Raw genomic sequence first — 26,919 nt, 5'->3', positions numbered from 1 at the left:
CTCTTGCCATAGGCCAAAGCTGTAGATATGATAAGAACAGTGTAATTTTTGGAAACGGTAACGGAAAGGAGCATTAACACCATGGATCACCGCAATAGCGCGCCTCTTGAGGCCACACTTCAACACAACTTACACAGAGGACAGCGGATGACGGAGCAGCAGGACGGTATTTTTCCGGCCGTATGCCCGTTGGATTGCCCGGATACGTGTGGGCTCCTGCTTCACAAGGAAAATGGAAAGATAGTCAAGGTGACTGGTAATCCGGATCATCCCATTACCAAAGGGGCTATATGCAACAAAGTCCGGAATATGACCGAGCGAGTATATGATCCGGATCGGGTGCTTTATCCGTTGAAGCGTGTAGGCGCCAAAGGGGAAGGGAAGTTTGAACGAATTAGCTGGGAGGAGGCGGTCGATACCATCACAGGTCGGTTCAAGGAGCTGATACGTACGGATGGACCGGAATCCATTCTCCCCTACAGCTTCTATGGAAATATGGGTGTATTGAGTGTGGATGGAATGGATCGCCGCTTTTTCAACGCGCTGGGTTCAAGCCAACTGGATCAGACGATTTGCAGCGTGGCTGGGAATGAAGGTTGGGCATCCGTTATGGGGTTTAAGGGCGGTACGAGCCCGGAGGATACAGAGGATGCAGACCTCATTATTGTGTGGGGCGGAAATGTCATCAGCACCAACATGCATCAGGTGGTATTGGCTGAGAAAGCACGTAAAAAAGGTGCTAAGGTGGTCGTTATTGATGTTCATCGCAACCGGACGGCGCAATGGGCAGATTGGTTCATTCCATTATATCCGGGCACGGATACGGCGCTTGCGCTGGGGGTTATGCATGTACTGTTTGATCAGGGACTGACAGACGACGAATTTTTACGTCGCTATACCGTAGGTCACGAGGAACTGCGCGAGCATGTTAAGACCTATACACCAGAGCGGGTTTCGCAGATTACCGGCGTGCCGAAAGAGGATATTATCCGTTTGGCGGAAATGTACGGGAAGGCGCGAGCGGCCTATATCAATATCGGAAATGGGCTTCAGCATCATGATAATGGCGGTATGAACGTACGTGCAGTTACATGCTTGCCTGCACTCACTGGACAATGGTTGAAACACGGCGGGGGAGCGTCGCGCTCCAATGGTGCTTATGCCAAGATTAACAGCGCCCATCTGGAGCGTCCTGATCTGCGACAGAACCCGGATGCCCGGGTGATCAACATGAACCGGATTGGAGAGGCGCTGCTACAGAAGGAACAACCGATTAAGGCGTTATTTGTATATTGTAGTAACCCGGTAGTTGTAGCACCCGATTCGGAACGGGTGACGGAGGGATTTGAACGAGAGGATCTGTTTACGGTTGTTCATGACCTGTTCCTTACCGATACGGCCTGCTATGCAGATATTGTGCTGCCTGCTGCGTCTTCTTTTGAAGGAACAGACTTATACAAATCGTACTGGCACCACTATATCCAGATGCAGAAGCCTGTCATTGATCCGCTTGGGGAAAGCAAAAGCAATTATGAGTTATTTAGCCTGCTCGGACAGGCAATGGGCTTTGATGAAGCTGCCTTTACAGAAAGTGAAGAAGATATGATCGCAGGCGCGCTTGATAATCCAACGAACCCTTATCTCAAGGGTGTAACCTTGGATGCCTTAAAAAAGTCGCCTTTTGTAAAGCTTGATATGACGCCAAAGGCTACTTATTTGGAGCGTCTAACTACGCCTTCAGGCAAGATTGAGTTGTATTCGGAAAAAATGAAACAAGCAGGTCTGCCCGCATTGCCCTCCTATGTACCACTGATCGAAGGGTATGACGGAGAGCATCGGCCGCAAGCGGATGACCGTTTTCCATTAATGTTTGTTTCACCGCCAAACCATAATTTTTTGAATTCTACATTTGCTAATTTGCCCAAGCATCAGCGATTGGAGCGGGAGCCTTTGCTGCAAATCCACCCGGAGGATGCTCAGGCAAGAGACATCGCAGATGGTGATCCGGTTACCGTCTGGAATGACAGGGGAATGTATGAATTGAAAGCCAAGGTCACCGATCTGATGCTGCCCGGCACGGTGATTAGCCAAGGATTATGGTGGAAAGGCAAAGGACGCAGACAGCGTGCCAATGCGTTAACCTCTGACCGGCTGTCGGATATGGGGCAGGGGGCTACTTTTTTCTCAACGGTGGTGAATGTGAAGCGCCAATGAGAAACTGCCTTTAATGGCGTCAGGTGCAAAAGGAGAAGCAAAATATATGAAATGGTTGGAGTCTTATCCGAAAGAAGTAAAAGTATTTCTCATTGCCAGCCTGATTAATTCCGCTGGAAGTTCCCTCATGTGGCCGCTCGTTAGCATGTATGTATTCGACGAACTAAACCGTAGTATGGGAGATGCGGGGATTGCGATTTTAGTGCAGTCTTTAGGCGGGATTTTTGGTCAAGTGCTGGGCGGAGCCCTTTATCATCGTATTGGAGCCAAGAAACTGATTGTCGGCTCACTGGCCATGAATGCGTTGGGACTTCTCTCGCTTCCATTTACCAGTGGTCATTGGGTAGCTTTTGTCATCATGATGGGCTTTATCGGCTTTTTTAATGTGGTATCTGTGCCTGCGATTCAGGCCTTTGTAGGTTTTCGTTTTGCTGACCGACGTGGAGAGCTGTTTAATATCATTTATGTCGCGAACAATATTGGGGTGGCACTCGGAACGGGACTGAGCGGCGTTCTGGCCGACCTTTCCTATCAGCTCAGCTTTGTCATGAACGGGGTAACTTCTGCGGTATTTGCGGGATTCTTCTGGTCGTATCTAAGCAGGGTAGATCGGGAAGAGGGGGAAGTTCAGCTCAGCAAGTCTGTGATGAAAAGAGAAGAAATACCAGCTCGATTGCTGTTTCGTGATACCAGGTTGTATCTCTTTGTGGGGTTAGGTTCACTTTTTTTGTGGTTCGGTAATTCGATCTGGAATACGGGAGTCTCTCCCTATATTATTGAGCAGGGCTTGCCTAAAACGATGTATGGGCTACTATGGACGTTGAATGGTATTCTTATTTTTGCCGCACAACCTATTATTTTCTGGATCAAACGGCTGTACGCTCATCACGCTTCGGCGCAAATGACATGGGCTGGAGGATTTTATTTGGCAGCTTATATTGTCATACTGGGCACACAGAACTATACTGGGATGATATTCGCTATGGTACTGGCGACTCTAGGAGAAATGCTGATCGCACCTGCGGTTCCAGCATTCCTGTCTGATCATGGAGGTCGGGGTGCACCTTTTTACATTGGACTTGTAGGGGGCATTGGCGCAGCCGGACGGGTGATGGGACCTTATATTATGGGGAAGTTATATGATGGCGGTGGGTTACCGCCCACACTTTGGCTGGCATTAGGCGTAGCCGTATTATCCATTCTGTTTTTCATTCTGCATAGCTGGTTGAACCGTTTTCGGCATGATTTGGATAGTTTGGATACCACTCCTTCTTAGGTGGATGTTCCCAGTCCTTAAGTCCCGATAAAAGTTCAGTAATGAGCTTTTATTATGGTACAATAGGTGACAGCTGGTTGCAGTTATTGCTTCAGGAAAGCCTTCACAGGAAGGATTGAAAGGAATTGTTTACAAGTCAACCCTTGACGATACGTCATTCGGAGATGAAGGATGCTCCTGATCTGATTGCGCTGGATGAACTGGTATGGAATGAACGCACGGCTCCTGCTTCGCTGTCATGGAAGTCGCGCGGAGAGTTTCTGCGCAACACGCCTCCAGGCTCTCAACTGGTCGCCATCGAACAGGAAGTGCTCTGCGGGTATATTGGATTTCGTCCTCCAACACTGTTGGCTAGTAATTGTCATGTACTCGAAATAAATATAGCTGTACGTCCAGACTATCATCGCAAAGGTATTGGGACGGCGCTCATGAACGCCATGAAGGAGATTGCAGCTGCGGAGGGCATACGCAAGTTAAGTTTGCGTGTACTCTCCTGTAACACGGAAGCCCTTATGTTTTATGAAAAGTGCGGTTTTGCAATTGAAGGGCGTCTGCATGACGAGTTTTATATAGCAGGCCAATTCGTGGATGATGTTCTAATGGCCTATTTCTTAAAATAGACCGGAGGCTACAGACAGGCAGCAACATTCGGTTGTGATGTCCAGCTCATAACCAACAACGCCGCAGACCTGATCAGGCCTGCGGCGTTGTTGTGCAGTACTATGTTATCGAAGTTGCTTCCATTCATTCTGGAGCATACCATACACTGCGTGGTTCATATAGCCATCTGGCAGCAACTCTGCTTCGCGTACAATGCCTTCGAGCACAAAGCCCAGGCGTTCTGGAATACCGCGGCTGCGGCGGTTCGTCGTTGCACAACGGATTTCGACCCGATGCAAGTCCAACTCCATCAACGCATATTCGACGAATACGCGGCAAGCACTAGTCATGAGACCCTGTCCTTCGTAACCGTGCCCAAGCCAGTATCCGATGCTAACCGACCGGTGGGCCCAATTGATCTCATGGTAGCTGATGATGCCAGCGAGCTCGTTGTCTATCCAAATTCCAGCGGTCAGGCTACCGTTCTCTGCGGCTTGTTTCAAGGCGCCTTGCACGAACTGCTCTGTATGGCTGATTTCCGTGGTGGAGTCTACCCATGGAAGCCATTGACGCAGGCGGTCACGGGACATTTCGATCAGCTCAAACAGAGGCTGCACATGCTCCTTGGTGAGCGGCCGAAGGACTGTGCGTTCGTCCAACGCATATGTAAACATGATTAATCCCCTCTTTCACTCGGAAAATCGCTAAACCAGCCAGTCTAGCATTTAATCCCATGCTACCTTATTCTGCGAGAGTCGTCAAAAGGGAGAGGAAGCTTCAAATTTTATAGGTCCCACCCGGAACCGCCCCTGCTCATATACATATTTCAGATCCAAATCCCCTACAAATTCGCTTGGCGATACGCTACCAGATACAGTGGCATGCAGTGGGAACTGTTCGGCGTCATACATTACAACAGAGCTAAAATCGAGATGCTTTGTAAATTGGGCTGGATCATCATAAAATACGGACGCTTTGGGGTCCATCGTGTGTGTAGTACCGTCAATCATAACAGCGATATGCACCTGGCGGTTGTGGTCACGTAGCTCCACGGAGCTATGTACTCGCTGGGATACAGCATTTGCTGCTGATTCAACTGCATATTCCTCCATTGTTTGTACGTTAACAATATGCAACTCCTGCAATTCCACACCCGTTCCCGAGGCACGTGTGAGAATTACAACGGCTTCACGGATCCCATCTTCGTTTACATCTCTGTAAAATAACTGTGGTGCGGTGGAAATATCCGCCGAGCCCGACCACTGGAATGTGCGGCGCTGCTGGCCGATTTCCAGTACGGCTGAATGAAAGAGTCCCTGGGAAGGGCTCACGGCGTATAGGCGGACAGTTGAGTCTTCTGGTGCGCTAGCCAGCGCATGAGATAATGCAGTTTCGGTCACCATGCTTGAAGAAGGATGATCGGAAGTCATAACGGAAGAGGACAGCAGCATAGACAGCAGGATGACGATCAACAGCTTAAACACGGGTGGGTCTCCTTTTCCGGTAAAATAAAAGATATATACACTATAACGAATTTATTTGCCGAAAATGTTAACTCTTTTTCATAACTTGCATCTTTTTTTGCTGAAGAGAGCATCCCGATTTTCATTTTATTGAGTTATGCGGTGTGAAAGGGTATATTTAAGGGAACAGGTTATACACAGATTATACGGAAGAAAGGTTGATTAGCGTGGAGAAGCCGATTACTCCCCCCAATTTTATTAAAAATGTTATTGAAGAGGATTTACGTACGGGTAAGGTAAAGGAAGTTGTTACACGCTTTCCACCTGAACCAAACGGATATTTGCATATTGGACATGCTAAAGCCATCTGGATCAATTTCTCGTTGGGAGATGAATTCGGAGGACGCACGAACCTGCGTTTTGATGACACCAATCCGGCGAAGGAAGACACGGAATATGTGAACTCCATTCAGGAGGACGTGAAGTGGCTTGGTTATGAATGGGAGGAAAAACATTTTGCCTCCAATTACTTTGAAGAGATGTACAAGCGTGCTATCCTGCTGATTCAAAAGGGGAAAGCCTACGTAGATGACCAAAGCGCGGACCAAATTCGTGAAACACGCGGAACACTGACAGAACCGGGACAAAACAGCCCCTATCGGGATCGCAGCGTGGAAGACAATTTGAAGCTGTTTGAAGAGATGCGTGCAGGCAAATACCAGAATGGTGAAAAGGTGCTGCGTGCCAAGATTGATATGGCTTCGCCAAACATCAATTTGCGTGACCCGGTTATTTACCGCATTTCACACACGGCCCATCACAATACAGGCGATACCTGGTGCATCTATCCGATGTATTCCTATGCGCATCCGCTGGAAGATGCGATTGAGGGCGTAACGCATTCGCTTTGTTCGCTAGAGTTCGAAGATCAACGCCCACTGTACGATTGGGTTGTAGCTGAATGCGAGATGGAAAACGTACCTCATCAATATGAATTTGGACGGCTAAATCTAGCTCAAACGGTAACCAGCAAACGTAAGCTCAAGCTTCTGGTTGATGAAAAGCACGTAGACGGCTGGGACGATCCGCGGATGCCGACCATTTCTGGTTTGCGTCGTCGCGGCTATACGCCAGAGGCCATTCGCAGTTTTGTATATGAAACAGGCATTTCCAAAGCCTACGGAGTCATTGATTTGCAGGTGCTGGAGCATTTTGCACGTGAGGATTTGAAACTTAAGGCTCCTCGTACGATGGCAGTTATAGATCCGTTGAAGGTGGTCATTACGAACTATCCTGAAGGACAAGTGGAAATGCTGGAGGCGGAGAACAATACAGAAAATCCGGAGCTTGGAACACGCCAAATTCCGTTTTCTCGTGAGATTTATATTGAGCGTGAGGATTTCATGGAGAATCCGCCGAGCAAATACTTCCGTTTGTTCCCTGGTAATGAAGTGCGTCTCAAGCATGCTTACTTCATTAAATGCAACGATGTCATTAAGGATGCGGAAGGTAATGTAACGGAGATTCACTGTACCTATGATATAGAAACCAAGAGCGGATCAGGCTTTACGGGACGTAAAGTGAAAGGGACAATCCATTGGGTAGAGGCTACTCAGGCTGTTCCGGCTGAATTCCGTTTGTATGAGCCATTGATTAACGCAGAGGAACCAGAGGTGCTGGAAGAGGATGGATCGGAAAAAACATTCCTTGATCAATTAAATCCGAACTCTTTGGAAATTGCTCATGGCTATGTGGAGCGGAATATGAAAGAAGCACAATCTCAGGACAAGTTCCAATTTTTCCGTCATGGTTATTTCAGTGTAGACCCGAAGCTTTCCAAACCGGGTGAGCCTGTATTTAACCGTGTGGTATCATTGAAAAGCTCTTTCCAATTGCCTAAGCAATAAGATGTTGGAAAAGTGGGACGGATGGTTGCTTCGTGCGGCCAAGTGAAAAAGGAGTCTGCCAACGGCAGACTCCTTTATTTTACGCATACCCGTTCTTCAGAACATGACCGTTGACGTGAAGACACTCTATTGTCGTTGTGGTGCTTCATCTAATGGTTTATGCTCGCCTGGTTTGTGCTCACCGCCATGTCCTGGCTGGTAGCCGTTCTTGTACAGCATATACCACATGATAGCAAATCCCGCAGAGCCAAGCAGGGCGAAGAAGACACCTGCATGGTACATCATTTCACCACCGAAGTTCTGGAATAGCCAACCTCCCGCAAAACCTGCTACGATACCGGATATACCACTCCAGGTCAAGGTATATACGGCCTGTCCGGATGATCGGTATGCTGTAGGAGTGAACAGGACAGTCAACTGGGTGCCTACATAGAAATATCCACCGAAGGTGACGCAATGAAGTGCTTGAATGAACACGATCTGAATCGGGTCTGTAGCCAGCGCCATGAGTTCCCAACGTAAGGCAAACAGCAAACTGACGAGTGCCAAACAGCCGACCATCACGGTCATTTTTTTCTTCAAGAAGCGATCAAACATTAAAAAGACAATAATTTCAAATACCGATGACATAAAAACGGCAAAACCAAGCATCAGCTTGGACCCGCCCAGTTCGGTGATGTACAAGGACATAAAGGCGCCGTTGATTGAATTAGGAATCGATACAAGGATGCCTAACAAAATGAAGGATATAAAGTATCCGTTTAATAAAATACTGCCAAAGCCACGTAAATGAATGGTTGCCGTCTCCACAGTGCTTTTCAGTGGTGGAATTGCCAAGGTGCAGATCAATGCAGCCAGAAGAAGTATCGTAAAGATGGTGGATATACTGGATACTCCTGTGTGGTCAACAACGATGCCGGCAACTGCCGCAGTCACAGCCCAACCGAAGGAACCCCATATGCGAAATGAACCAAATTTCCGGTCTGTGCCCTCAATATAACTGAGAATCAGGGTGTTGCTTTGGGCAAATAACGGGCTTTGGAAAAAGTAAAAGCCAATCATCGACACATAAATCATGACATACGTGTGAACATGAAATAAAGCTTGTAGCAGTAACAGTGTACCTATAATCATAAATAGTAGAATACGTCGGAGATTTCGACTCCGGTCGCTTGTATATCCCCAAAAAGGGTTCGCGAATACAGATACAAAAGGTCCGATGGCCATCAGACTCCCGATTTCCAGCTTGTCCATACCGATATCTTGCAAATACAACGGGAAGAAGCTGGAAAAAATGACCATAGCTCCATATAGAAAAAAGTTATATAGCTTTAGGGAATATAGGGGAGTCTCTTGAATTTCTCTCTTTTGCAAGACAAGCCATTCCTTTCTTAGCCCGATAGAGAACTACGCACCGATGTCGATCTGTGGGAATGTTCTTTATTCCAATGTATCATGTGTTGAAAGGGTTAACAAACCAATAAAATTACAATTATGTAAATTTCAATTTTGTCCAAAATTCCATATGCATATTTGTGATTGTTTTTTGAAAAAAGGAGGAGTTTTTAATGGAAGTGACTGGTATTATCATCGCAGGAGGTCGTTCCAGCCGAATGGGACAGGATAAGGCTCTGCTAGAGATTGAAGGAGCTACTATGCTTGAACGGACATATATTACATTGCAGCAGGCGACCCAACGGGTGATAGTAGTCACCCGTGACGATCAAGGATATGGACTGAGCGGTATTGAAACTATACCTGATATCTATCCAGGCATGGGACCTCTGAGTGGTATTCATGCAGGATTATCTGCATCTACTACGGAATGGGGAATAGTCGTGGCCTGTGATATGCCTTTTGTACAGCTGGAAGTGCTGCAAGCCTTGCTTGTTTTAACTGAGAAGTGGGCGGCATCCAAAGGAGCAGCGGAATCACCACTGCAAGCGGTAATTGCTTCTGTGGCCGGACGTATGCATCCTTTGCTGGGAGTGTATCATCGGAGCGTATTGCCATCTGCTGAGGAACGTTTGCGGAATAAACGGCTTCGTCTCACCGAATGGTTGGAAACGTTGAATGTTCGGTATGCAACCATAGCGGATATGCCGGGAGTGACTGAGAATATATGGCACAATGCCGTGTTCAACATGAATAATCCTCAGGATTACAAGCTTGTGTTAGAGCAGTTCCGGAAGGATTAGAAGCATTTAGAGAATATTAAGCAATGAATTTGGGGGAGTACATAACATGCTGGAAGCTACTATACATGCCGTTTTATTGGCATTGGGATTGATTTTGCCTTTAGGGGTACAAAATGTATTTGTGTTTAATCAGGGGGCGTCTCAGTCGCGGTTTCGCAATGCACTGCCTGCTGTCATTACAGCGGGTGTCTGTGACACCATTCTGATCACACTTGCTGTTGGGGGTGTATCCCTTGTTTTGCAGCAATTTCTATGGCTCACGAATGTGCTTTATGCGGCGGGCTGTTTGTTCTTGCTGTATATGGCTTGGACTCTTTGGAGATCGAAGGCTGCTTCCTCGGGAGAAAGTCAGCCGATGCTGCCGAAACGCCAGATGATTTTTGCCGCCTCGGTATCACTACTGAATCCACATGCCATACTCGACACGGTTGGTGTAATTGGAACCAGCTCCCTGCAATATAACGGCGTGGAACGTTGGGCCTTCGGTCTGGCCGCTGTGTCAGTATCGTGGATATGGTTTGTGGGTCTGGCAACGGCGGGACGGCTTGTAGGACGTATGGATTCAGAAGGAAAGTTTGGTACTGTGCTCAACAAAATATCGGCACTGATTATTTTGGGTCTGGCCTTTTATATGGCGATAAATTTTATGACCAGTATGTGACCCGATCCTTGTTAGAAGAAAAACTTCAATAAAGCGAATACCCCACTCAAAGCAAAGGGGACACCAATCAAAAACAATATAAAGGCCAGGCAGCCTGCACCATTTACGCCGCCAGCAATTCGGGCGTCCCGAGGGTTAGCCGGATTGTATAATACCTTAATCTTACTGCCAACCCGGTTAAGGCTGAGATTGGTACTATAAGGATTCCAGAATTCCACGACTTCACCTGAAGCTGTATAGAAGCGTACCTTTAATCGGCGGGTGTAGCTGGTATCTACCGAATCATCACGGTCAAAGGGAACGACATCGATATCTACTTCGATATGCGCGTCAACGATTTGCCCTTTGGTACGGACCCAGTGGCGTTTACGATAACGATGGCGACGGATCGTTTTGAATCCAAAATAGATGAACAACAGACCGATCAAGCTAAACAACGGCATGAGCAGATCGGAGCTAAAATGAAACCAGTACACATTGAAATCAATTGAAATGATAATCTACTCCTTTAACCAAGCAATAAACAATATATCGGATATACTTACGAATAGTTTAATTTTTCCATAGGGAATAAGGCGCAGAGGAATGGAATACAAAAAAGATCCACTTTCCCTGGGAAGTGGATCTTTTCAATAGCTCTTGGACAACTTTTTGCTCGATAGAGACATATCAAAATCAATATCCTCGATAACCTTATTATATGAATTATTATGTGCTACATATATATTTAAAATAAGATTTTTATACGATATTAGTTATTAAATAAAAGCTAATTTGGATGAAAAACATTGCTTTTTAAATTTGATCAGGAGGTGCTTGATATGCAGCATCAGATGGACGATATAGACCACAAAATCATGAAATTGCTACAGCATGATGCCCGAATAACGATTTCCCAAATCAGTAAAGAAATTTCGATGTCACAGCCGTACGTTAAAGAAAGAATGACCAAGCTTGAAGAACGAGGGATTATTTCTGGATATAATGCTGTATTTAATTTACGGGAACTGAATCGGGGGACAACAACGTTTATTCTGGTAAAGACGGAACATTGCCAAGAGCTGATTGATTTTTGTAAGGCGGCAAAGGAAGTTACCGATTTATTCCGCATCAGTGGGGAATTTAATTATCTCATTAAGGTACGAAGTTCGTCTGTAGAGGAAATTGCAGAGTTTCAGGATTCTTTAGTCAAGCTGGGGCCTTCAAAATCGCATATTTGTATGAAAAATATACTGGAAAACAGGGTTTTATTGTAGGTCAGCAGAGAAACGCATATTTGGAACAAAACATTCAGTAAAGCTGTTATTCGTGACATTAAATTAGGTGAATGGTTGGATGAAAAAGGTGACGCTGAATTACACCAGCGTCACCGTAATTCCCTGCTTCAGACGCTCCACGTCCTGGAGCTCGATCTTGCCGGCCATGGCGTGCAGAGCCGCCGCTGTGCCGCAGGCCGCTCCCTGCCGCAGCATGGCAGGGAGATCCAGCCCCGCCGCCGCGCCGGTAACCATTCCGGCGACCATGGCGTCACCGCTGCCGAGCGCGCTGACAATGTCCGCGTCCGGCAGGCTCACACGGTAGCGCGCATCGCGTGTTACCGCCAGCGCCCCGCGCGCGCCGAGCGAGATGACGGCCAGCTGCGCTCCTGCTTCCAGCAGCTGCGATGCTGCCGCTTCAGCGGCATCTGGGCGCGCTGCGTCGATTCCCGCGAAGCGGGCGGCCTCGTCCTCGTTAGGCTTCACGAGGTCGGGCTTTCCGCGCAGCCCCAAGCGCAGCGCCTCGCCGCTCGCGTCCAGCGCCACCCGCGCACCGCGCGACTTCGCCAGCGTGCACAGCTCGGCATATAGATCGGGCGGGCAGCCGGGTGGCAGGCTGCCGGAGAGAACGACCCAAGCCGAATCCTCGGCAAGGGTCGCGATTTTGCGCCGCAGCGCGGCTAGTTCAAGCGGCCCCACGGTCGGGCCGCTCTCAATCAGCTCGGTCTGCGTGCGGGCAGCCGGGTCGAGCACGGTTATGGCGAGACGGGTTTCCCCGTGTGCCGTTTCGATGAAATCGGCGTTTACGCCTTCCGCGCTCAAGGCGTCGATGAGCAGCCGTCCGGTGTGTCCGGCCACAAACCCGGTCGCTCGTACAGGCTGACCTAGTGTGCGAATGACACGAGCGGCATTCACGCCCTTGCCGCCTGGTACTGTCAGACCGTTTTCTATGCGGTGGACGGCATTCAATCCAAAGCCTGCAACCGTGTAGATTTTATCTACTGCCGCGTTAAGTGTTACAGTGGTAATCACAAGGCATCACTCCTTAAGAAATCAGCTTTAAGCCCAATGCTGCGGCAAGAATCATGGCGATGAACAAAACACGCAGTACGCTTTTTTGCTCGCCATACAAGAACATGCCTGTAATTGTACTGCCGACGGTCCCAATGCCTGTCCATACGGCATAGGAAGTTCCCATAGGCAAACTATTCATGGCGTAGCTGAGCAGAGAGAAGCTAAGAATAAAGGATAAGATCATAAGTGCTAAAGCCTTCCACCCTTTGCCGACCGTAACTCCCTTCATGCCGATGACTCCAAGCACTTCCGAGCATCCCGCGATAACCAATGCAATCCAAGCCATTATGCACCACTCCCTTCCTGAGCATCACGATCGGTAACTAACTTCAAGCCGATCACACCCGCTAGCAAAAGGGCGATTAACAGTGTTTTGGACCATTGAAACGGCTCCCCGAATAGCAGCATTTCACCTACGACGGTTCCCCCTGTCCCCAGTCCGGTAAATACAGCATACACCGTGCCTACAGGCAGACGCTTTGCAGCCTTCATGATTAAATAAAAGCTGGCCACCACAGCCAGCACAGTTACAGCCCAGGTGAGTACAGAATCTGCATGCTTCAAACCTGATACCCATACGACCTCAATCAGGCCTCCAACAAAAACGTAAATCCAACTGCGGTTCATGATGAATTTCTCCTCAATTCAGTATAATTTTATAATTACATTAACTTCACCTTTCACGAGGTGAAGTTAATGTAATTCCACGCCAAAAAATAGGCCATGCAGCGTTTAGCCTTCGGTGGTAGTTGGTGCTTCCGCTGTACAGCAGCTCTACTATAATTCCATCCACCAGTGTCATGTAGCCTAAAGCCACATCCGCTGGCTCCATATGCCCAAAGGGTTCCCGATCCCGTACATTTCGGAGGCGACGAGTTAATTTTCGCTCCATTTGTTCCAGAAAAGGATTCACAATATTCAGTACCTCGTTATATAAAGATACAGGTGGAAAAAAGGAAAAACGAAGCATAAACTTGGCTGAGTTGTTGCCCTCATATTCCTGTTCCATCCAGAACAAGAAATTATGCAGTGTATGCTCCAGCGACTGTTCTTTGCGTTCCGTAAAGTATTCAAAAATACGTAAATTCTGCTCTTGAAACGCGTAACTTGCCACCTGCAAAAACAAATCCTCCTTACCCTGAAAATGCGCATATATAGACGGTTTTCGGATTCCAACCTCGGCGGCAATACTGCTCAAGGATGCTCCCTCATACCCATTGGCGGCAAATTGGAAAAGAGCGGCCTTTCGAATCTCTTCCATTCCCATTATTATCACCTACCTAACGTTCGTTAGTTTATTTTCACATGAAAAAAAGTAAGTGTCAACCCATCGACATTTCATTATGTACTCTGGATTTTTTTATTCAACATTAAATAAAAAAGTGGGAAGAAATAAGGGGCTCATGTACAATATAATGAGGAATACCTGTTCAAATGCAGTCCATTGGAAGTGAGGTTAGTTATGAGGCGAAGCTTACTGGCCGTATTGATCGCGGCTATGGTGTTTATTATTTATTATTTTGGCTTGTTTAATTACATCGGTAAAAATGAAGGAACTGTCATCAGTATTTTCTCTACCTTGACGGTTATTTCCATAAGTCTGATTATTTTCACGGAGAATCGTAATCCTTCCACCACCATGTCATGGATTTTGCTGCTGGCGTTGTTGCCAGTCGTTGGACTTCCTCTTTATTTTTTATTTGGGCAAAATGTATTCAAGCGCCGTAAGTATGACAAAAAGGCATTGCGTGACCAACAGGCGTATGAGCGTATCGAAAAGGATGCTTTGCGGGTCAAACGAGATCTGACCTGCTTTACAGATGAGCAGCAGCAGTTAATGCGCCTGGCCCGGAGATTGGCCCGCTCCCCGATTTATTTTGCGACAGAAACCCAGATTCTGAATAATGGAGATGAAACCTTCTCCACGCTGCTCGAAGAACTGCGCAAGGCGCAGCATCATATCCATATGGAATATTACATTTTCCGCTCGGATGATATCGGTACCAGCATTCAGAAAATTTTGATTGAAAAGGCTAAAGCGGGTGTTAAGGTTCGGTTTATGTACGATGCAGTCGGTAGTATTCAGTTATCGAAGGCATTTTTGAAGGAAATGAAAGATGCAGGAGTAGAGGTTGTTGCATACGGAGGCGCTCGGATTTTGTTCTTCTCCAGTCGGGTAAACTACCGTAATCACCGTAAAATTGTAGTTATCGACGGTAATATTGGATTAATCGGTGGCCTAAATGTGGGAGATGAGTATCTCAGCCGCAACAAAGCTTACGGCTTTTGGCGTGATACGCATATGATTGTGAAGGGCGAAGCTGTGCGGACGTTGCAACTTATATTTTTACAGGATTGGCTTCATATGACGGGTGAATCAGTATTGGATAGCGAATATCTGTCTCCCGATATTGAACCGATCACGGATGGCGGCGTACAGATTATTGCCAGCGGACCAGACAATGAGCGGAGAGTGCTTAAAAATCTATTCTTCTCCATGATCACCTCCGCTCGAAAATCCGTCTGGATTGCCACTCCTTATTTTATCCCGGATGAAGATATCCTGACTGCTTTGCGGATGGCTGCTCTATCCGGGTTGGATGTGCGTATTCTATTTCCCGCGAAACCGGATAAATGGCTGCCTTTTCTCGCATCCCACTCGTATTTCCAATCGTTGCTGGAGGTGGGAGTCAAGGTATATGAATATGAAAAAGGATTTCTTCACTCCAAGCTTCTCATTATTGACGGGGAAGTTGCGACTATTGGGACAGCCAATATGGATATGCGTAGCTTCCATCTGAATTTTGAAGTGAACGCTCTGTTGATTCAAACACACAGTGTGCAGCAGATGGTGACCGACTATGAGCGAGATTTGCAGAATGCCAGTTTGATCGTACGCGAGGAATTCATGAAAAAACGTCTGTTCAAACGTTTGATGGAATCGCTGGCTCGGCTGCTTTCACCGCTGCTGTAATGCACAAATGAAGAGCTGTGGATAAGGTAGCAGATCCTATAGTCAAAATGTAGTAAAGCCCAAAATATCCTGGAGACGGTATACAATATCTTTCCAAAATGTTGAATGATCCTCGTAAGCCGCCAGATCCAGACTGTATTCAGCTCCCCGGTTATTCCACAGCTTATCAAAATAGGCCGCCACCTGTCGGGTCAGCTTGCTGTCCGCCGGAGCGGCCACCCACAGTTCATTCTCCAGATTTAAATCATCCAAATTACGGGGAGTCAAATTGGTAGAGCCACCCCAAATCAAATGCTCTCCTTGTACCTTGGCAATATAAATCAGCTTCGTATGGAATTGCTCATGGGTAGTATGATACCAACGAATTTGAATGTTTCCATCTGATTTATCGGACAACTCTTGGGCAACCGGACGATTAGGGATACCTATTTTTTCCTGCCCGAACGCGTTTTCATTGGGGTCCAGCAGCAATTGGATGTTTACGCCGCGTGCCGAGGCATCCAGCAGACTATTCAATATTTTGCGATCAGCCAAATAAAACATGCCCATATGAATGCTGTCACCTTGCTTCGTCTGCTTAATGCCATTCAGAACGGAGGCATACACTTTGCCTTCCGTGAGATATTTGATCCGGTAGCTGTCCTTACCTGATGGGACTAGGGGCTCTGCTTGAGGTGTGTAGACAGGAAGTTGCCCTCCGCCCGAGAAGTCCAATACCGCCTGCTCTGTTTGTAAAATATCTCCGATGATCGGTCCCTTCACTTCTAGGGCAACATTGGAATGATAGGCACTTGCATCGTGAACATTACCTGTAGAAATGAGAGCAGTTTGCTCGTTGGCAACCAATTTTCGGTGATTGGCCTTGACGTTTAACAGCTTTAAATAAGAGCGAGCCGTAACGTCAGGTCCGTCACTGGCCATCAGATTGGGAATCCAGCCTGTGCCCTGCTGCCCGAACCACTGGAAAAAGGTACGCCACACCGCTGAATAGATGGGCGTGGAGTCCCGCAACGGGTCGACATCGGTCTGCACGACCTGAATTCCTACTTGCTTCATATTCTCCAACAAAGGATTGGGAGCAGAATTATAGTTGATATTGACTTCATCTGTAATGAAAAAGATAGGCATCTCAGGATAAGCTTTCTTTTTGGCGATAAGATGATTAGTCATTTGTGCGCTAACTTCGGGGAAGTGCTGGCCTTTATGCTTATAATCGTTGAACAGAAACAGGTCAATGACGATAAATTGCTGGGCTTCATCAATGATGCCGAGCATACGATTCAAAATTTGCCCTTCATGTTGTACAGTGCTTCCATCCCCAGTAGGGTAGGTCAAATCCGTCCAAAAGTTTACCTCGTTTGTTGAATACTCCTGACTTTCATAAGAGACGAACGGAGGTAAGGGTTTATGGGTCTGATACAGCATGACGGCAATCAGCCAGAGGATAAGCAGTAGAATAGCGATTTTAAGAGCACGGCCCTTGTGCACGGTTTTTCTTTGATATTCCGGCACAGAATGCAGCGGATTTTGTTTAATCATGCGACGATCAGCTCCTTAATTAAATGCTGCATTCCATCTTATCGTGTCCGAGCATGCAGATTATGAAATAGATACTGTCTAATTATTACCGCAAGTCCACAGGATTGAAGCGGAATGCTGAACAGAATGAAATGGAAAACGTTTTATTAATTAATTGAGGACATATGTCCTTTATAGGCAGGCTGACCTATACTTAAATAGATACAAAAGTCATTTACATGGGGAGAATAACGATTTATGAGAGGAATCTTGTTTGCTTTTCTGGGAGGCGCGTGTATTACGCTACAGGGGGTAGCGAATACACGGATTAGTCAGGATATCGGGACATGGCAGGCGGCTGCCGTTACTCAGCTAATAGGTTTTATTTTGGCAGCATTAGTTTGGATGTTTACAAAGGATGGCCGTGTGTCTGAAATGAAACAGGTAAAGCCGATGTATCTTTGGGGTGGTGCTTTTGCGGCTATCATTATATTTAGTGAAGTCACCGCCATTCAACATATTGGGGTTACGTTCACGATCTCGGCGCTGTTGATTGCTCAGTTATGCTTAACATTTCTGGTAGACATCAAGGGATGGTTTGGCATTGTGAAGCAAAAGATGAAGCTGCCACAATTTATAGGTATTGGTATGATGATCGCGGGTGTCATTATTCTAAAGCTCTAAAATAAAACATTATTATAGAAAAAGCTTAGAACGTAGAATTGAAGGTGAGCTGAGGAATGAGGGAAATACAGGATCAAGAGCAGCTAAAGTATTTTTTGCATCTGCATCAGTTGGAATCCATACTCTACGAGCCACTACATCCCTATTTGTCGCTGTATCGTTTGGAGCAAGGGGAGAAACTCTGTTTGCAGGGAGACGCTATTGAACATCTGTATATTCTGGTGCAGGGCAAGGTCAAAATTTTTACCAGCTCTACAGAAGGGAAGACTCTGATCCTTTGCTTCAAAACCCCGATCGAGGTCATAGGAGATGTTGAATATATTCGTAATAGTCACGTCATCAATACAGTAGAGGCAGTGTCGCCGATCTATGTGATTGGTGTCCATCACCAATGGATGAATAAGTACGGCAGAGATTATGCTCCTTTGCTGCAATTTCTATTGGATATTGTCACGCGAAAGTTTTGTCTGGACTCTGATTTCTCCAGTTTCAACCTTATGTATCCGGTTGAAGTCAGGCTGGCGAGCTACCTGCTATCGGTTTCTTTTGACGAATCCAATTCTGCCTTTCATGAGGAACTACGGGCATCCAGTCTGGTGGATGTGGCGAATTTGATCGGAACCAGTTACAGACACCTTAACCGTGTCATTCGCAAAATGATTGAAGAGGGATTGGTTGAACGGGCAAAAGGCTATATTGTCATTAAGGACAGAAAAGGTTTGAGTGAACTGGCAGGCCATAATATTTATGAATCGTTGTAATCATAGTGCTTTGCAGTAGAGCAGCACAATAAAGGGACTATCAAGGGAGAGGTAAACATGTTATTAGGGCTCATATTGGCAGTTATCGCAGGTGCTTTGGTCAGTCTGCAAACGATATTCAACAATAAGGTGAATGAGCGGACAGGTTCATGGGCCACAACGACATTGGTACTGGGAACGGGCTTCTTGGCTTCCTTGCTCGGGAGTCTTATTTTTGAAGGGAAAGATACATTTGCTTTACATCATATGCAGCTATGGTATTGGTTCAGTGGCATGATTGGTGTTGGCGTTGTGTTCTGTCTGGTGCAAGGAATGAAGCGACTGGGCCCAACCTATGCGATTTCCATCGTATTGACGGCACAATTAGGTACCGCTCTGTTGTGGGATTCGTTAGGATGGCTGGGATTAGAAAAGATTCCGTTTACCTTCAATAAGTTGATCGGTGTAATCGTCATTATTGGCGGTATTCTCGTTTTCAAATTTGGACATGGGCGGACGAAGGAGCCACAAGAAAATATTACACCTATACCTGATTCGATGAAGAGCTAAAGGAGGTTGTGATGACCTTTATCCTGCTGTGATTGGGGTCCCGCTTTCGCAGGGGCATTTTGTAGAAAAGCTGCATCTTAAGCAGGTGCTGCTTTTCATCCCATAGGCAAGAAAAAATGTTCACAGTCATGTATATATTTTTCCATCCATGATACAATGAAAATATCTTAAAATAGTGCTTTAAGGGCTTAGATATTTGATATATGAGACGATAAATAGATCGGTTACCGTGTTCGGGAACGGTCTTATTTGTGCTTCACGAACCTGATGGAGTAAACAGAGTGACTTTGGATGAGGTGGAACATAGATGAGTAATACAGAAAATAAAAAAGGATCACCTGACGGCTCGAACAGATCCGGCTCTTTGTTACCTGCCGCCCAGACAGGTGAACGGAAGATTGAGCATGTCCGCCTTTGTCTGCAAGAAGATGTGGCCGGACATGGTATCACCAGTGGGCTGGAGCGGTATAGCTTTAAGCATTGCGCTTTGCCGGAGCTACACTTTGACGAGGTGCGTCTGGATACCACTTTTATGGGACGTACTGTACGGACACCGCTGCTCATCAGTTCGATGACAGGCGGCAGTGCCGAGACAGGAGCGATTAATGAGCGATTGGCAGAGACAGCAGAGAGACGTGGCTGGGCGCTAGGTGTCGGCTCCGTACGAGCTGCGGTGGAAAAAGAAGAGTTGGCTTCAACCTTTGCGGTTCGCCGTCTGGCACCCAGCATCCCGATTCTTGCCAATCTGGGAGCAGTGCAGCTGAACTACGGATTTGGCGTGGATGATTGCCAACGTGCAGTGGAAATTGCCGGAGCGGATATGTTGGTGCTGCATTTGAACGGATTGCAGGAGATATTCCAACCTGAAGGGAATTTGGATTTCAGCGGGCTGCTTGAGCGCATCGAAGAGTTGTGTCATCGTCTTTCGGTGCCAGTAGGCGTGAAGGAAGTAGGCTGGGGCATAGATGGTGAGACGGCATCAAGTTTATATGATGCAGGCGCCGCTTTTATTGATGTTGCTGGTGCAGGCGGGACAAGCTGGAGCCAGGTGGAGAAATTTCGTAATCCTGATCCTGTGCGCCGTGCAGCGGCGGAGGCGTTTGCGGATTGGGGCAATTCGACCGCTGATTGTATCGTGGAGGTTAGAGCAGCCCAGCCTAATGGCACTCTGATCGGTAGCGGTGGACTGAAAAACGGTGTCGATGCTGCGAAGGCACTTGCTTTGGGCGCCGACATGGCAGGCTTCGGTCGCTCTTTGCTTGGCTCGGCGGTCACCTCCAGCGAGGCGTTGGAAGAGCGATTGGAGCAAGTAGAGCTGGAATTGCGCACAGTCATGTTTGGCATCGGAGTTGCTGGGATCGAAGGTCTTAAAGACACGACCAGACTAAGAAAGAAGGCGAACGGATGAGTGGATTCATTAAGTTGGTTCCGATGAACGCAGAGCAGTATGAACGCTTTGAGCAACGCTCACTCGCGGATTATGCGGAGGAGAAAATCCAGGCAGGCGCGTGGACGGTGGAAGAGGCACCAGAACGGGCAAAGGAAAGCTTTGCAACATTTTTGCCGCAAAGACTGGATACACCCCATGCTCACCTGTACATGCTTGAGTATTCGGGTAGTGGGGATCAAGGCCCCGAGGAAGCGGGATATATATGGTTCAACATTACAGAAGGTGCGCAAGGCAAAGAAGCTTTTTTGCTGGATATTCTCGTTTACGATTCATATCAGGGGCAAGGCCTGGGTACGTTGACGATGCAGGCGTTGGAACAAGAAGCTCGGAAGCTGGGTGTGGTTCGCATCGGTCTGCATGTATTTGGGCATAATGAGCGGGCTTTACATGTATATCGCAAGTCTGGTTATCGGGTTACGGATATCCAGATGAGCAAGGAAATCTAAATAAAGAAATCTAAAATAGGGATGCAGCAAAACCCTAAATTCACAGTCATATGCTTGCCGCATGTATAGGTTCTCCTATATAATGTGGGTTGGTAAACTAACAGATGGTATAACGCATATTTTATATAAACGGGAGTTGTTCTGATTATGGCTTTAAAAGCGGGGATCGTGGGTCTGCCGAACGTGGGCAAATCAACACTGTTTAACGCAATAACGCAGGCGGGGGCGGAATCCGCAAACTATCCATTTTGTACAATTGACCCTAATGTAGGGGTCGTTGAAGTACCAGACGAGCGGCTGGATAAGCTGACTGAACTAGTAGTACCGAACAAAACGGTACCAACGGCTTTTGAATTTGTTGATATTGCAGGACTTGTACGAGGTGCCAGCAAAGGCGAGGGTTTGGGCAACAAGTTTTTGGCTCATATTCGGGAAGTAGATGCCATTGTTCATGTGGTACGCTGCTTTGAAGATGAGAATATTACCCATGTGGACGGCAAAATTGATCCGATCAGCGATATTCAGACGATTAATCTGGAATTGATTCTGGCGGATATCGAAAGTGTAGACAAGCGCATTGAACGTTCCCGCAAAAACATGAAGGGCGGCAACAAGCAGTATGCCCAAGAGGTTGAAGTACTGGAACGGATCAAGGAATCGCTGTATGCTGACAAACCTGCACGTAGCGTAGAATTGTCAGAAGACGAAAAGTTGATTATACGCGACCTTCATTTGCTTACAATGAAGCCTGTATTGTACGCGGCTAATGTCAGCGAAGATGGTGTAACGGAAGCTGATAGCAATCCATATGTGCAAAAGGTACGTGAATTTGCAGTGGCGGAAAATGCTGAAGTGGTACCGATCAGCGCCAAAGTAGAGGCTGAAATTGCTGAGCTGGAAGGTGAAGACAAGGCAATGTTCCTCGAGGAGCTGGGGCTGGCTGAATCCGGTCTGAACCGTCTGATCAAAGCAGCTTACCGCCTGTTGGGACTGTATACGTATTTCACAGCAGGTGTGCAGGAAGTACGCGCATGGACTATTCACAAAGGAACAAAAGCACCTGGCGCTGCGGGCGTAATCCACTCGGATTTTGAACGCGGATTTATTCGCGCTGAGGTTGTATCCTATGATGATTTGGTCGCTGCTGGATCTATGAACGGGGCCAAGGAACGTGGTCAGCTTCGTTTGGAAGGCAAGGAATATGTGGTGCAGGACGGAGACGTAATGCATTTCCGTTTTAATGTTTAGTATGCATCTCGGCGTATAACAAACAGAGTTTATATACAAACATATTAAGTAATGATATATGTGTTGCCTGCATGTACCAATTACGTAGTCGCTGCCTGTCCCGGGCGGCGGCTTTTTATATTTGATTCGCATTTCTTTTATTAGTTGAGAGTTTGTTATTCAACTCTTTAGCGAGATTTTGTTTATTCGACTTCAATCGATTTGCGGAATTTTGCAAAATCCTAAATTAGCAAGTATTTTATGTAGCTAATTAATCGAATAGTTGTTATAATAAAGAGCTGTAGCCAGTGAATTTAAAGCTGGTTTCATATTAATTTAACTGAAGAGGTGAATCGCTTGTTGGACCGATTGCAATCATTGGCGGACCGCTACGATAAACTGAGCGAACTGCTCTGCGATCCGGATGTGGCGAACGATAGCAAAAAACTTAGAGATTATTCCAAAGAACAGTCTGATTTACAGCCTGCTTATGAAGCATATACCGAATATAAAACTGTCGTTGAGGAGCTGGACGCTGCTAAAGCTATGCAGGCAGAAAAGCTGGACGACGAGATGCGTGAAATGGTCAAAATGGAGATTGAAGAGCTGAGTGCCCGTAAGCGGGAGCTGGACGAGAAAATTCGTATTTTGCTGCTGCCGAAGGACCCGAACGATGATAAGAACGTTATTATCGAAATTCGTGGTGCTGCGGGTGGGGACGAGGCCGCGCTGTTTGCAGCGGACTTGTACCGGATGTACACGCGTTATGCAGATACCCAAGGCTGGCGTGTAGAGCTGATGGATGCAAACATGAATGACCTTGGAGGCTTTAAAGAGGTTATTTTCATGATTAACGGACGCGGTGCATACAGCAAAATGAAATTCGAAAGTGGCGCGCACCGTGTACAGCGGATTCCGACAACTGAATCTGGCGGACGTATTCATACGTCTACCTCCACGGTGTCCGTGATGCCTGAGGCAGAGGAAGTGGATATCGAAATTTTAGACAAGGATATCCGCGTGGATACTTTCTGCTCCAGCGGTGCGGGCGGACAGTCCGTTAATACAACCAAGTCGGCGGTGCGTGTAACGCATATGCCAACAGGTATTGTGGCAACCTGCCAGGACGGCAAATCCCAGAACTCCAACAAGGAGAAGGCGTTGCAAGTTTTGCGTGCCCGTATTTCGGATATGATGCGTCAGGAAGAGGAAGCCAAATATGCAGGCGAGCGTAAAAGCAAAGTAGGTACCGGGGATCGCAGTGAGCGTATACGTACTTACAACTTCCCGCAAAGCCGTGTAACGGATCATCGCATTGGTTTGACCATGCACAAGCTGGACCAGGTGATGAACGGAGAGATCGAAGAAATCGTATCAGCGCTCACGATTGCAGAGCAGGCTGATTTGATGGAACAAGAGGTTTAAGTTTTGGGGAACGAACGCGATTGTGTGTATCGGATGCCGCCGGAACGGAACATGAGTGTCAGAGAAGCCTTAGTTGAGGCTTCTTCTTTTTTAGGAAGTTGCGGCGTGTTGGAGCCGCAGCATAATGCCCGCTTGCTGCTGGAACATGTGCTTGGGCTGGAAGGTACGAGGTTTTACGCCGCTCTGGGCGATCCGTTCCCTTGCTCCGTCAAGGAGACATGGGAACGGATCATCGCCCGCAAAGCTGCGGGTGAACCGGCGCAGTATATTATCGGACGGCAGGAATTTTATGGCCGCCCGTTCGCGGTTTCACCGTCGGTGCTGATTCCGCGCCCCGAGACAGAGCTGCTCGTCGAGGCGATACTCCAGCACGGTGACCGGCTGTGGCCGAGCAGTGCTCCGCACGCGCTCGACATTGGCACGGGTAGCGGCGCGATTGCCGTGACGCTGGCGGCTGAGCGGCCGCGCTGGCACGTAGCAGCGGGTGATATTTCTGCTGCTGCGCTTGAAATGGCGTCCCAGAACGCCGCCGCAAACGGCGCAGCCGTAGAATTCCGCGAGGGCGATCTACTGGTGCCGTTTGCGGGAACAGCGGTGGACATCCTCGTGTCCAACCCGCCATATATCCCGGCTGCTGACATCGCTGGCTTGCAGCCAGAGGTGCGCGACCATGAGCCGCGAATGGCGCTGGATGGGGGTCCTGACGGGCTTGGCCCGTATCGGGCAATGCTGGAGCAGCTTGGGCTACTTCAGGCCCCACCCCGGCTAATCGGGTTTGAGCTGGGGATGGGACAGGCCAGAGACGTGGCTGACCTGCTGGAACAGGCAGGTCATTGGAAGAACATTCTAATCATTCCTGACCTTGCGGGGATCGAGCGACATGTCCTAGGCGTCTCGGAGTAATGCTGCATTTTCTTTTTGCGAGTCTTTCCTTTAGAATAAGAGGAGTATGACCGAGAAACGGCTCAGGGGGAAATCATGCTTCAGAAATTGAAAAAAATTGATGGTCCGGTTATTTTTATTCTGGTTTTGCTCATGGCGATTAGTATCATAACGGTATACAGTGCTGGTAGGGGTCCTACGAACTTGGCAGAGCACGGCAACGATTACCAGAAGATGATCGGGTATTATATATTGGGCTTTGTAGCGATCTTGGGTTTAGCGATAGTTGATTTTCGGATATTCATTAAAAAAGCCTTGTATGTATATGGAGGCGGGATATTTCTGCTGATTCTCGGCTTTTTTGGCGGGACAGTTAATAACTCTCAAGGCTTTTTGAAAATTGGTGGCTTAAATCTCCAGCCTGCTGAGGTATTCAAGCTGGTTCTTATCATTTTTTTGGCGTATATGCTGATTAAAAAGCGCAAGAGCAAGCTGTATTTTATTCAGGATGTCCTTCCAGTTGCTCTAGTGAGCTTTGTCCCATTTGCCATGGTCATGGCACAAAATGACTTGGGTAATGCGCTCGGTTACATTGTCATCGTCATTGGTATGCTATGGATTGGTAATGTGAAGGCATCCCATGCGCTAATCGGATTTATCGTATTTGCAGTCGCCGTTGGTGGCGGGATCAAAGCGTATATTTCGTTTCATGATGAGATTGATTCCTTTATGAAAGGCATTGGACGTAGTCACTGGGTAGAGCGTTTAGACCCTTGGCTGGTACCGGAAGAAGCGACTGCGAAGGCATCTTATCATACGAAAAATGCCAAACTGGCCATAGCTTCTGGCGGGATGATGGGCAAGGGCTTTTTGCAAGGAACCTCGGTACAGTCCGGACGTGTTCCCTATACGTATGCTGATTCTATTTTTGTAGTTGTAGCAGAGGAGTTTGGGTTTGTGGGCTCATCCATTCTGCTATTGCTTTATTTTATTTTGATTCACCGAATGATCCTGATTTCACTGGAATGTCGGGATCGGGCTGGCCCGTATATAATTGTCGGGATTGTGTCCATGCTGCTGTATCAGATTTTTGAGAACATTGGTGCGTTTCTGGGCATTATGCCACTTACGGGGATTACGCTCCCGTTCATAAGCTATGGCGGTACCTCGTTGCTTATTAACATGGCTAGTATTGGCTTAGTTATGAGCATTAAGGTGCATGGTCAGGAGCTAGAAGATGACCTGCCGCAGCCTTCCAGAGTAAGCTTGACGAAGGCGAAAAAAGCCTAGTACAGGTGGGTTGTGGCTAAATATTGATAGTTATTTGTACGAGTTGAATCGGTGCAACAAAAGAGTCCAGATTGTGAAATCTGGGCTTTTTTATATTCCTAGGTGACGATCTAGCTTGCAATAGCCTGAATTATTTTACGAGATTCATAGGTTTAGACTCTCCCAAACCGGACAGACTGATAGACATGATAGAGTTTGGGTTTGGGGGGACGAAGATGAGAAGTTGGATAAAGCAAGCTGCAATGATACTCTTTTGTATTTCAATATTAATGATGTCTTGGGAAGGTCAAAAAACAGATGCTGCGATGACCACGGGGGCAAGAGGAACTTTAGCGTCTGGAGTGGCCACCACAGGGTTGAAGGTAATTCCGCACGATTCCATTCGACTGCGCATTTTGGCTAATTCAGATCGTCCGGAGGATCAGTTGGTTAAGCGCGAAATACGGGATGCCATCGTGCAGCAGATGAATGCGTGGGTAGGTGAACTGGACAATCCACAAAGCCTAAGCCAAGCCAGAGTGTTGATTGATGCACATTTACCTGAAATTGATCGCTTGGTAGGTGAAGAACTGGCTCTTCGCGGTATAGCGTATGATCATCAGGTGGAGCTGGCAAGTGTACCTTTTCCGACGAAAATGTACGGTGGTCTTGTCTACCCGGCAGGGAATTATGAGGCGCTTCGGGTTACACTGGGGCAAGGGAAAGGACAAAATTGGTGGTGTGTGCTGTTCCCGCCGTTGTGCTTTATTGATGCAGGCAGTGGTGAAGCAACAGCACAAACTGTATCGGCAAAAACGAGTCAAGAAGACAATCGAACGAATGCTGCTGACAAAGAGCCGGAAGTACATTTTTTCCTGTGGGATGCCCTTACGGGTCTGTGGAGCTGGGTGAGTGGTTTGTTTGCCTAAACGTCTCGTCAGCGCTATGGAAAAGAGAACAACGAGTGTAAGTTTCCCCATATGTTATAATGGAACTTACGATAGATATACAGATAGCAGAGCCAAATTGATCTGATTTGTTAAAGTGGGTTTTTGGGGATCAGGGCAATGAAATGGCCTGTATGA

The 26,919-nt window shown here is 47.3% G+C and carries 27 protein-coding genes; 18 read left to right on the top strand and 9 right to left on the bottom strand.

Annotation, left to right across the window (positions count from 1 at the left end; translation table 11 throughout):
- The first annotated feature begins 81 nt into the window (after positions 1–81).
- From OIU26_RS11395 to OIU26_RS11385, 3 genes are all read left to right on the top strand, one after another.
- Positions 82–2,214 (top strand): molybdopterin oxidoreductase family protein, encoded by a 2,133-nt coding sequence (locus OIU26_RS11395; protein WP_264216889.1) that lies wholly within the window; start codon positions 82–84, stop codon positions 2,212–2,214.
- A 46-nt stretch (positions 2,215–2,260) separates the two neighbouring features.
- Positions 2,261–3,490 (top strand): MFS transporter, encoded by a 1,230-nt coding sequence (locus OIU26_RS11390; protein ID WP_264216888.1) that lies wholly within the window; start codon positions 2,261–2,263, stop codon positions 3,488–3,490.
- Between the two features lie 125 nt (positions 3,491–3,615).
- The gene (locus tag OIU26_RS11385; protein WP_264216887.1) at positions 3,616–4,110 is read left to right on the top strand and encodes a GNAT family N-acetyltransferase; all 495 of its coding nucleotides are present in this window, start codon (positions 3,616–3,618) and stop codon (positions 4,108–4,110) included.
- 105 nt (positions 4,111–4,215) lie between these two features.
- Here the strand turns inward: OIU26_RS11385 and OIU26_RS11380 are convergent, their stop codons facing one another.
- Positions 4,216–4,764 (bottom strand): GNAT family N-acetyltransferase, encoded by a 549-nt coding sequence (locus OIU26_RS11380; protein ID WP_013373475.1) that lies wholly within the window; start codon positions 4,762–4,764, stop codon positions 4,216–4,218.
- An 84-nt stretch (positions 4,765–4,848) separates the two neighbouring features.
- Entirely contained in the window at positions 4,849–5,574 is a 726-nt protein-coding gene (locus OIU26_RS11375; RefSeq protein WP_064961654.1) for a hypothetical protein, read from the bottom strand.
- A 206-nt stretch (positions 5,575–5,780) separates the two neighbouring features.
- Here OIU26_RS11375 and OIU26_RS11370 point away from each other — a divergent pair, with 206 nt between their 5' ends.
- On the top strand, positions 5,781–7,460 hold the full coding sequence (locus OIU26_RS11370) for a glutamine--tRNA ligase/YqeY domain fusion protein (protein ID WP_013373473.1): 1,680 nt from the start codon (positions 5,781–5,783) through the stop codon (positions 7,458–7,460).
- Positions 7,461–7,586: 126 nt separating this feature from the next.
- Here OIU26_RS11370 and OIU26_RS11365 read toward each other — a convergent pair whose 3' ends face one another.
- Positions 7,587–8,834 (bottom strand): MFS transporter, encoded by a 1,248-nt coding sequence (locus OIU26_RS11365; protein ID WP_264216886.1) that lies wholly within the window; start codon positions 8,832–8,834, stop codon positions 7,587–7,589.
- A 194-nt stretch (positions 8,835–9,028) separates the two neighbouring features.
- On the opposite strand from OIU26_RS11365, the gene mobA reads away from it, so the two are divergent.
- Entirely contained in the window at positions 9,029–9,658 is a 630-nt protein-coding gene (mobA, locus tag OIU26_RS11360; RefSeq protein ID WP_264216885.1) for a molybdenum cofactor guanylyltransferase, read from the top strand.
- A 46-nt stretch (positions 9,659–9,704) separates the two neighbouring features.
- On the top strand, positions 9,705–10,319 hold the full coding sequence (locus tag OIU26_RS11355) for a LysE/ArgO family amino acid transporter (RefSeq protein ID WP_025677564.1): 615 nt from the start codon (positions 9,705–9,707) through the stop codon (positions 10,317–10,319).
- Between the two features lie 11 nt (positions 10,320–10,330).
- Here the strand turns inward: OIU26_RS11355 and OIU26_RS11350 are convergent, their stop codons facing one another.
- The gene (locus OIU26_RS11350) at positions 10,331–10,795 is read right to left on the bottom strand and encodes a DUF3592 domain-containing protein (protein ID WP_264216884.1); all 465 of its coding nucleotides are present in this window, start codon (positions 10,793–10,795) and stop codon (positions 10,331–10,333) included.
- A 345-nt stretch (positions 10,796–11,140) separates the two neighbouring features.
- On the opposite strand from OIU26_RS11350, the gene OIU26_RS11345 reads away from it, so the two are divergent.
- Positions 11,141–11,575, top strand: coding sequence for an Lrp/AsnC family transcriptional regulator (locus OIU26_RS11345; RefSeq protein WP_264216883.1), 435 nt, complete (start codon positions 11,141–11,143; stop codon positions 11,573–11,575).
- Between the two features lie 99 nt (positions 11,576–11,674).
- Here OIU26_RS11345 and OIU26_RS11340 read toward each other — a convergent pair whose 3' ends face one another.
- Genes OIU26_RS11340 through OIU26_RS11325 form a run of 4 tightly spaced genes read right to left on the bottom strand, consistent with a single transcriptional unit; the run spans position 11,675 to position 13,916 of the window.
- Positions 11,675–12,607: a 1-phosphofructokinase gene (locus OIU26_RS11340; RefSeq protein WP_264216882.1), complete on the bottom strand. Its 933-nt coding sequence runs from the start codon at positions 12,605–12,607 to the stop codon at positions 11,675–11,677.
- A gap of 13 nt (positions 12,608–12,620) precedes the next feature.
- Complete coding sequence (locus OIU26_RS11335; RefSeq protein WP_013373465.1) at positions 12,621–12,935, bottom strand: DMT family transporter; 315 nt, start codon at positions 12,933–12,935, stop codon at positions 12,621–12,623.
- Positions 12,935–13,276 (bottom strand): DMT family transporter, encoded by a 342-nt coding sequence (locus OIU26_RS11330; protein WP_016822861.1) that lies wholly within the window; start codon positions 13,274–13,276, stop codon positions 12,935–12,937. Before OIU26_RS11330 ends, OIU26_RS11335 begins: the two co-directional genes overlap by 1 nt.
- Before the next feature lie 46 nt (positions 13,277–13,322).
- Positions 13,323–13,916, bottom strand: coding sequence for a TetR/AcrR family transcriptional regulator (locus tag OIU26_RS11325; protein ID WP_090737936.1), 594 nt, complete (start codon positions 13,914–13,916; stop codon positions 13,323–13,325).
- Between the two features lie 195 nt (positions 13,917–14,111).
- Here OIU26_RS11325 and cls point away from each other — a divergent pair, with 195 nt between their 5' ends.
- Positions 14,112–15,623, top strand: coding sequence for a cardiolipin synthase (gene cls, locus OIU26_RS11320; RefSeq protein WP_013373462.1), 1,512 nt, complete (start codon positions 14,112–14,114; stop codon positions 15,621–15,623).
- A gap of 42 nt (positions 15,624–15,665) precedes the next feature.
- Here the strand turns inward: cls and OIU26_RS11315 are convergent, their stop codons facing one another.
- A complete protein-coding gene (locus OIU26_RS11315; protein ID WP_264216881.1) occupies positions 15,666–17,162 on the bottom strand; it encodes a phospholipase D family protein in 1,497 nt (498 codons plus the stop codon).
- A gap of 237 nt (positions 17,163–17,399) precedes the next feature.
- On the opposite strand from OIU26_RS11315, the gene OIU26_RS11310 reads away from it, so the two are divergent.
- From OIU26_RS11310 to spoIIR, 10 genes are all read left to right on the top strand, one after another.
- On the top strand, positions 17,400–17,825 hold the full coding sequence (locus tag OIU26_RS11310) for a DMT family transporter (protein WP_013373460.1): 426 nt from the start codon (positions 17,400–17,402) through the stop codon (positions 17,823–17,825).
- Between the two features lie 56 nt (positions 17,826–17,881).
- Positions 17,882–18,586: a Crp/Fnr family transcriptional regulator gene (locus OIU26_RS11305; protein WP_013373459.1), complete on the top strand. Its 705-nt coding sequence runs from the start codon at positions 17,882–17,884 to the stop codon at positions 18,584–18,586.
- Positions 18,587–18,643: 57 nt separating this feature from the next.
- On the top strand, positions 18,644–19,135 hold the full coding sequence (locus tag OIU26_RS11300; protein WP_264216880.1) for a DMT family transporter: 492 nt from the start codon (positions 18,644–18,646) through the stop codon (positions 19,133–19,135).
- A gap of 307 nt (positions 19,136–19,442) precedes the next feature.
- On the top strand, positions 19,443–20,543 hold the full coding sequence (fni, locus tag OIU26_RS11295; RefSeq protein WP_264216879.1) for a type 2 isopentenyl-diphosphate Delta-isomerase: 1,101 nt from the start codon (positions 19,443–19,445) through the stop codon (positions 20,541–20,543).
- Positions 20,540–21,031: a GNAT family N-acetyltransferase gene (locus OIU26_RS11290; RefSeq protein ID WP_264216878.1), complete on the top strand. Its 492-nt coding sequence runs from the start codon at positions 20,540–20,542 to the stop codon at positions 21,029–21,031. The genes fni and OIU26_RS11290 overlap by 4 nt, the downstream gene beginning before the upstream one ends.
- Positions 21,032–21,178: 147 nt before the next feature.
- Positions 21,179–22,279: a redox-regulated ATPase YchF gene (gene ychF, locus OIU26_RS11285; protein WP_013373455.1), complete on the top strand. Its 1,101-nt coding sequence runs from the start codon at positions 21,179–21,181 to the stop codon at positions 22,277–22,279.
- A 336-nt stretch (positions 22,280–22,615) separates the two neighbouring features.
- Positions 22,616–23,683: a peptide chain release factor 1 gene (gene prfA / locus OIU26_RS11280; RefSeq protein WP_013373454.1), complete on the top strand. Its 1,068-nt coding sequence runs from the start codon at positions 22,616–22,618 to the stop codon at positions 23,681–23,683.
- Positions 23,684–23,686: 3 nt separating this feature from the next.
- The gene (gene prmC / locus OIU26_RS11275) at positions 23,687–24,586 is read left to right on the top strand and encodes a peptide chain release factor N(5)-glutamine methyltransferase (protein ID WP_264216877.1); all 900 of its coding nucleotides are present in this window, start codon (positions 23,687–23,689) and stop codon (positions 24,584–24,586) included.
- A 75-nt stretch (positions 24,587–24,661) separates the two neighbouring features.
- Positions 24,662–25,855 (top strand): FtsW/RodA/SpoVE family cell cycle protein, encoded by a 1,194-nt coding sequence (locus OIU26_RS11270; protein ID WP_013373452.1) that lies wholly within the window; start codon positions 24,662–24,664, stop codon positions 25,853–25,855.
- Between the two features lie 215 nt (positions 25,856–26,070).
- Complete coding sequence (spoIIR, locus tag OIU26_RS11265) at positions 26,071–26,763, top strand: stage II sporulation protein R (RefSeq protein ID WP_264216876.1); 693 nt, start codon at positions 26,071–26,073, stop codon at positions 26,761–26,763.
- Positions 26,764–26,919 lie beyond the last annotated feature (156 nt).

The sequence above is a fragment of the Paenibacillus sp. BT-177 genome, from assembly GCF_025846815.2.
Lineage (GTDB): Bacteria > Bacillota > Bacilli > Paenibacillales > Paenibacillaceae > Paenibacillus > Paenibacillus polymyxa_C.
Note: the sequence above shows the minus strand (reverse complement) of the source record. Positions and strands in the feature narration are given on the sequence as shown.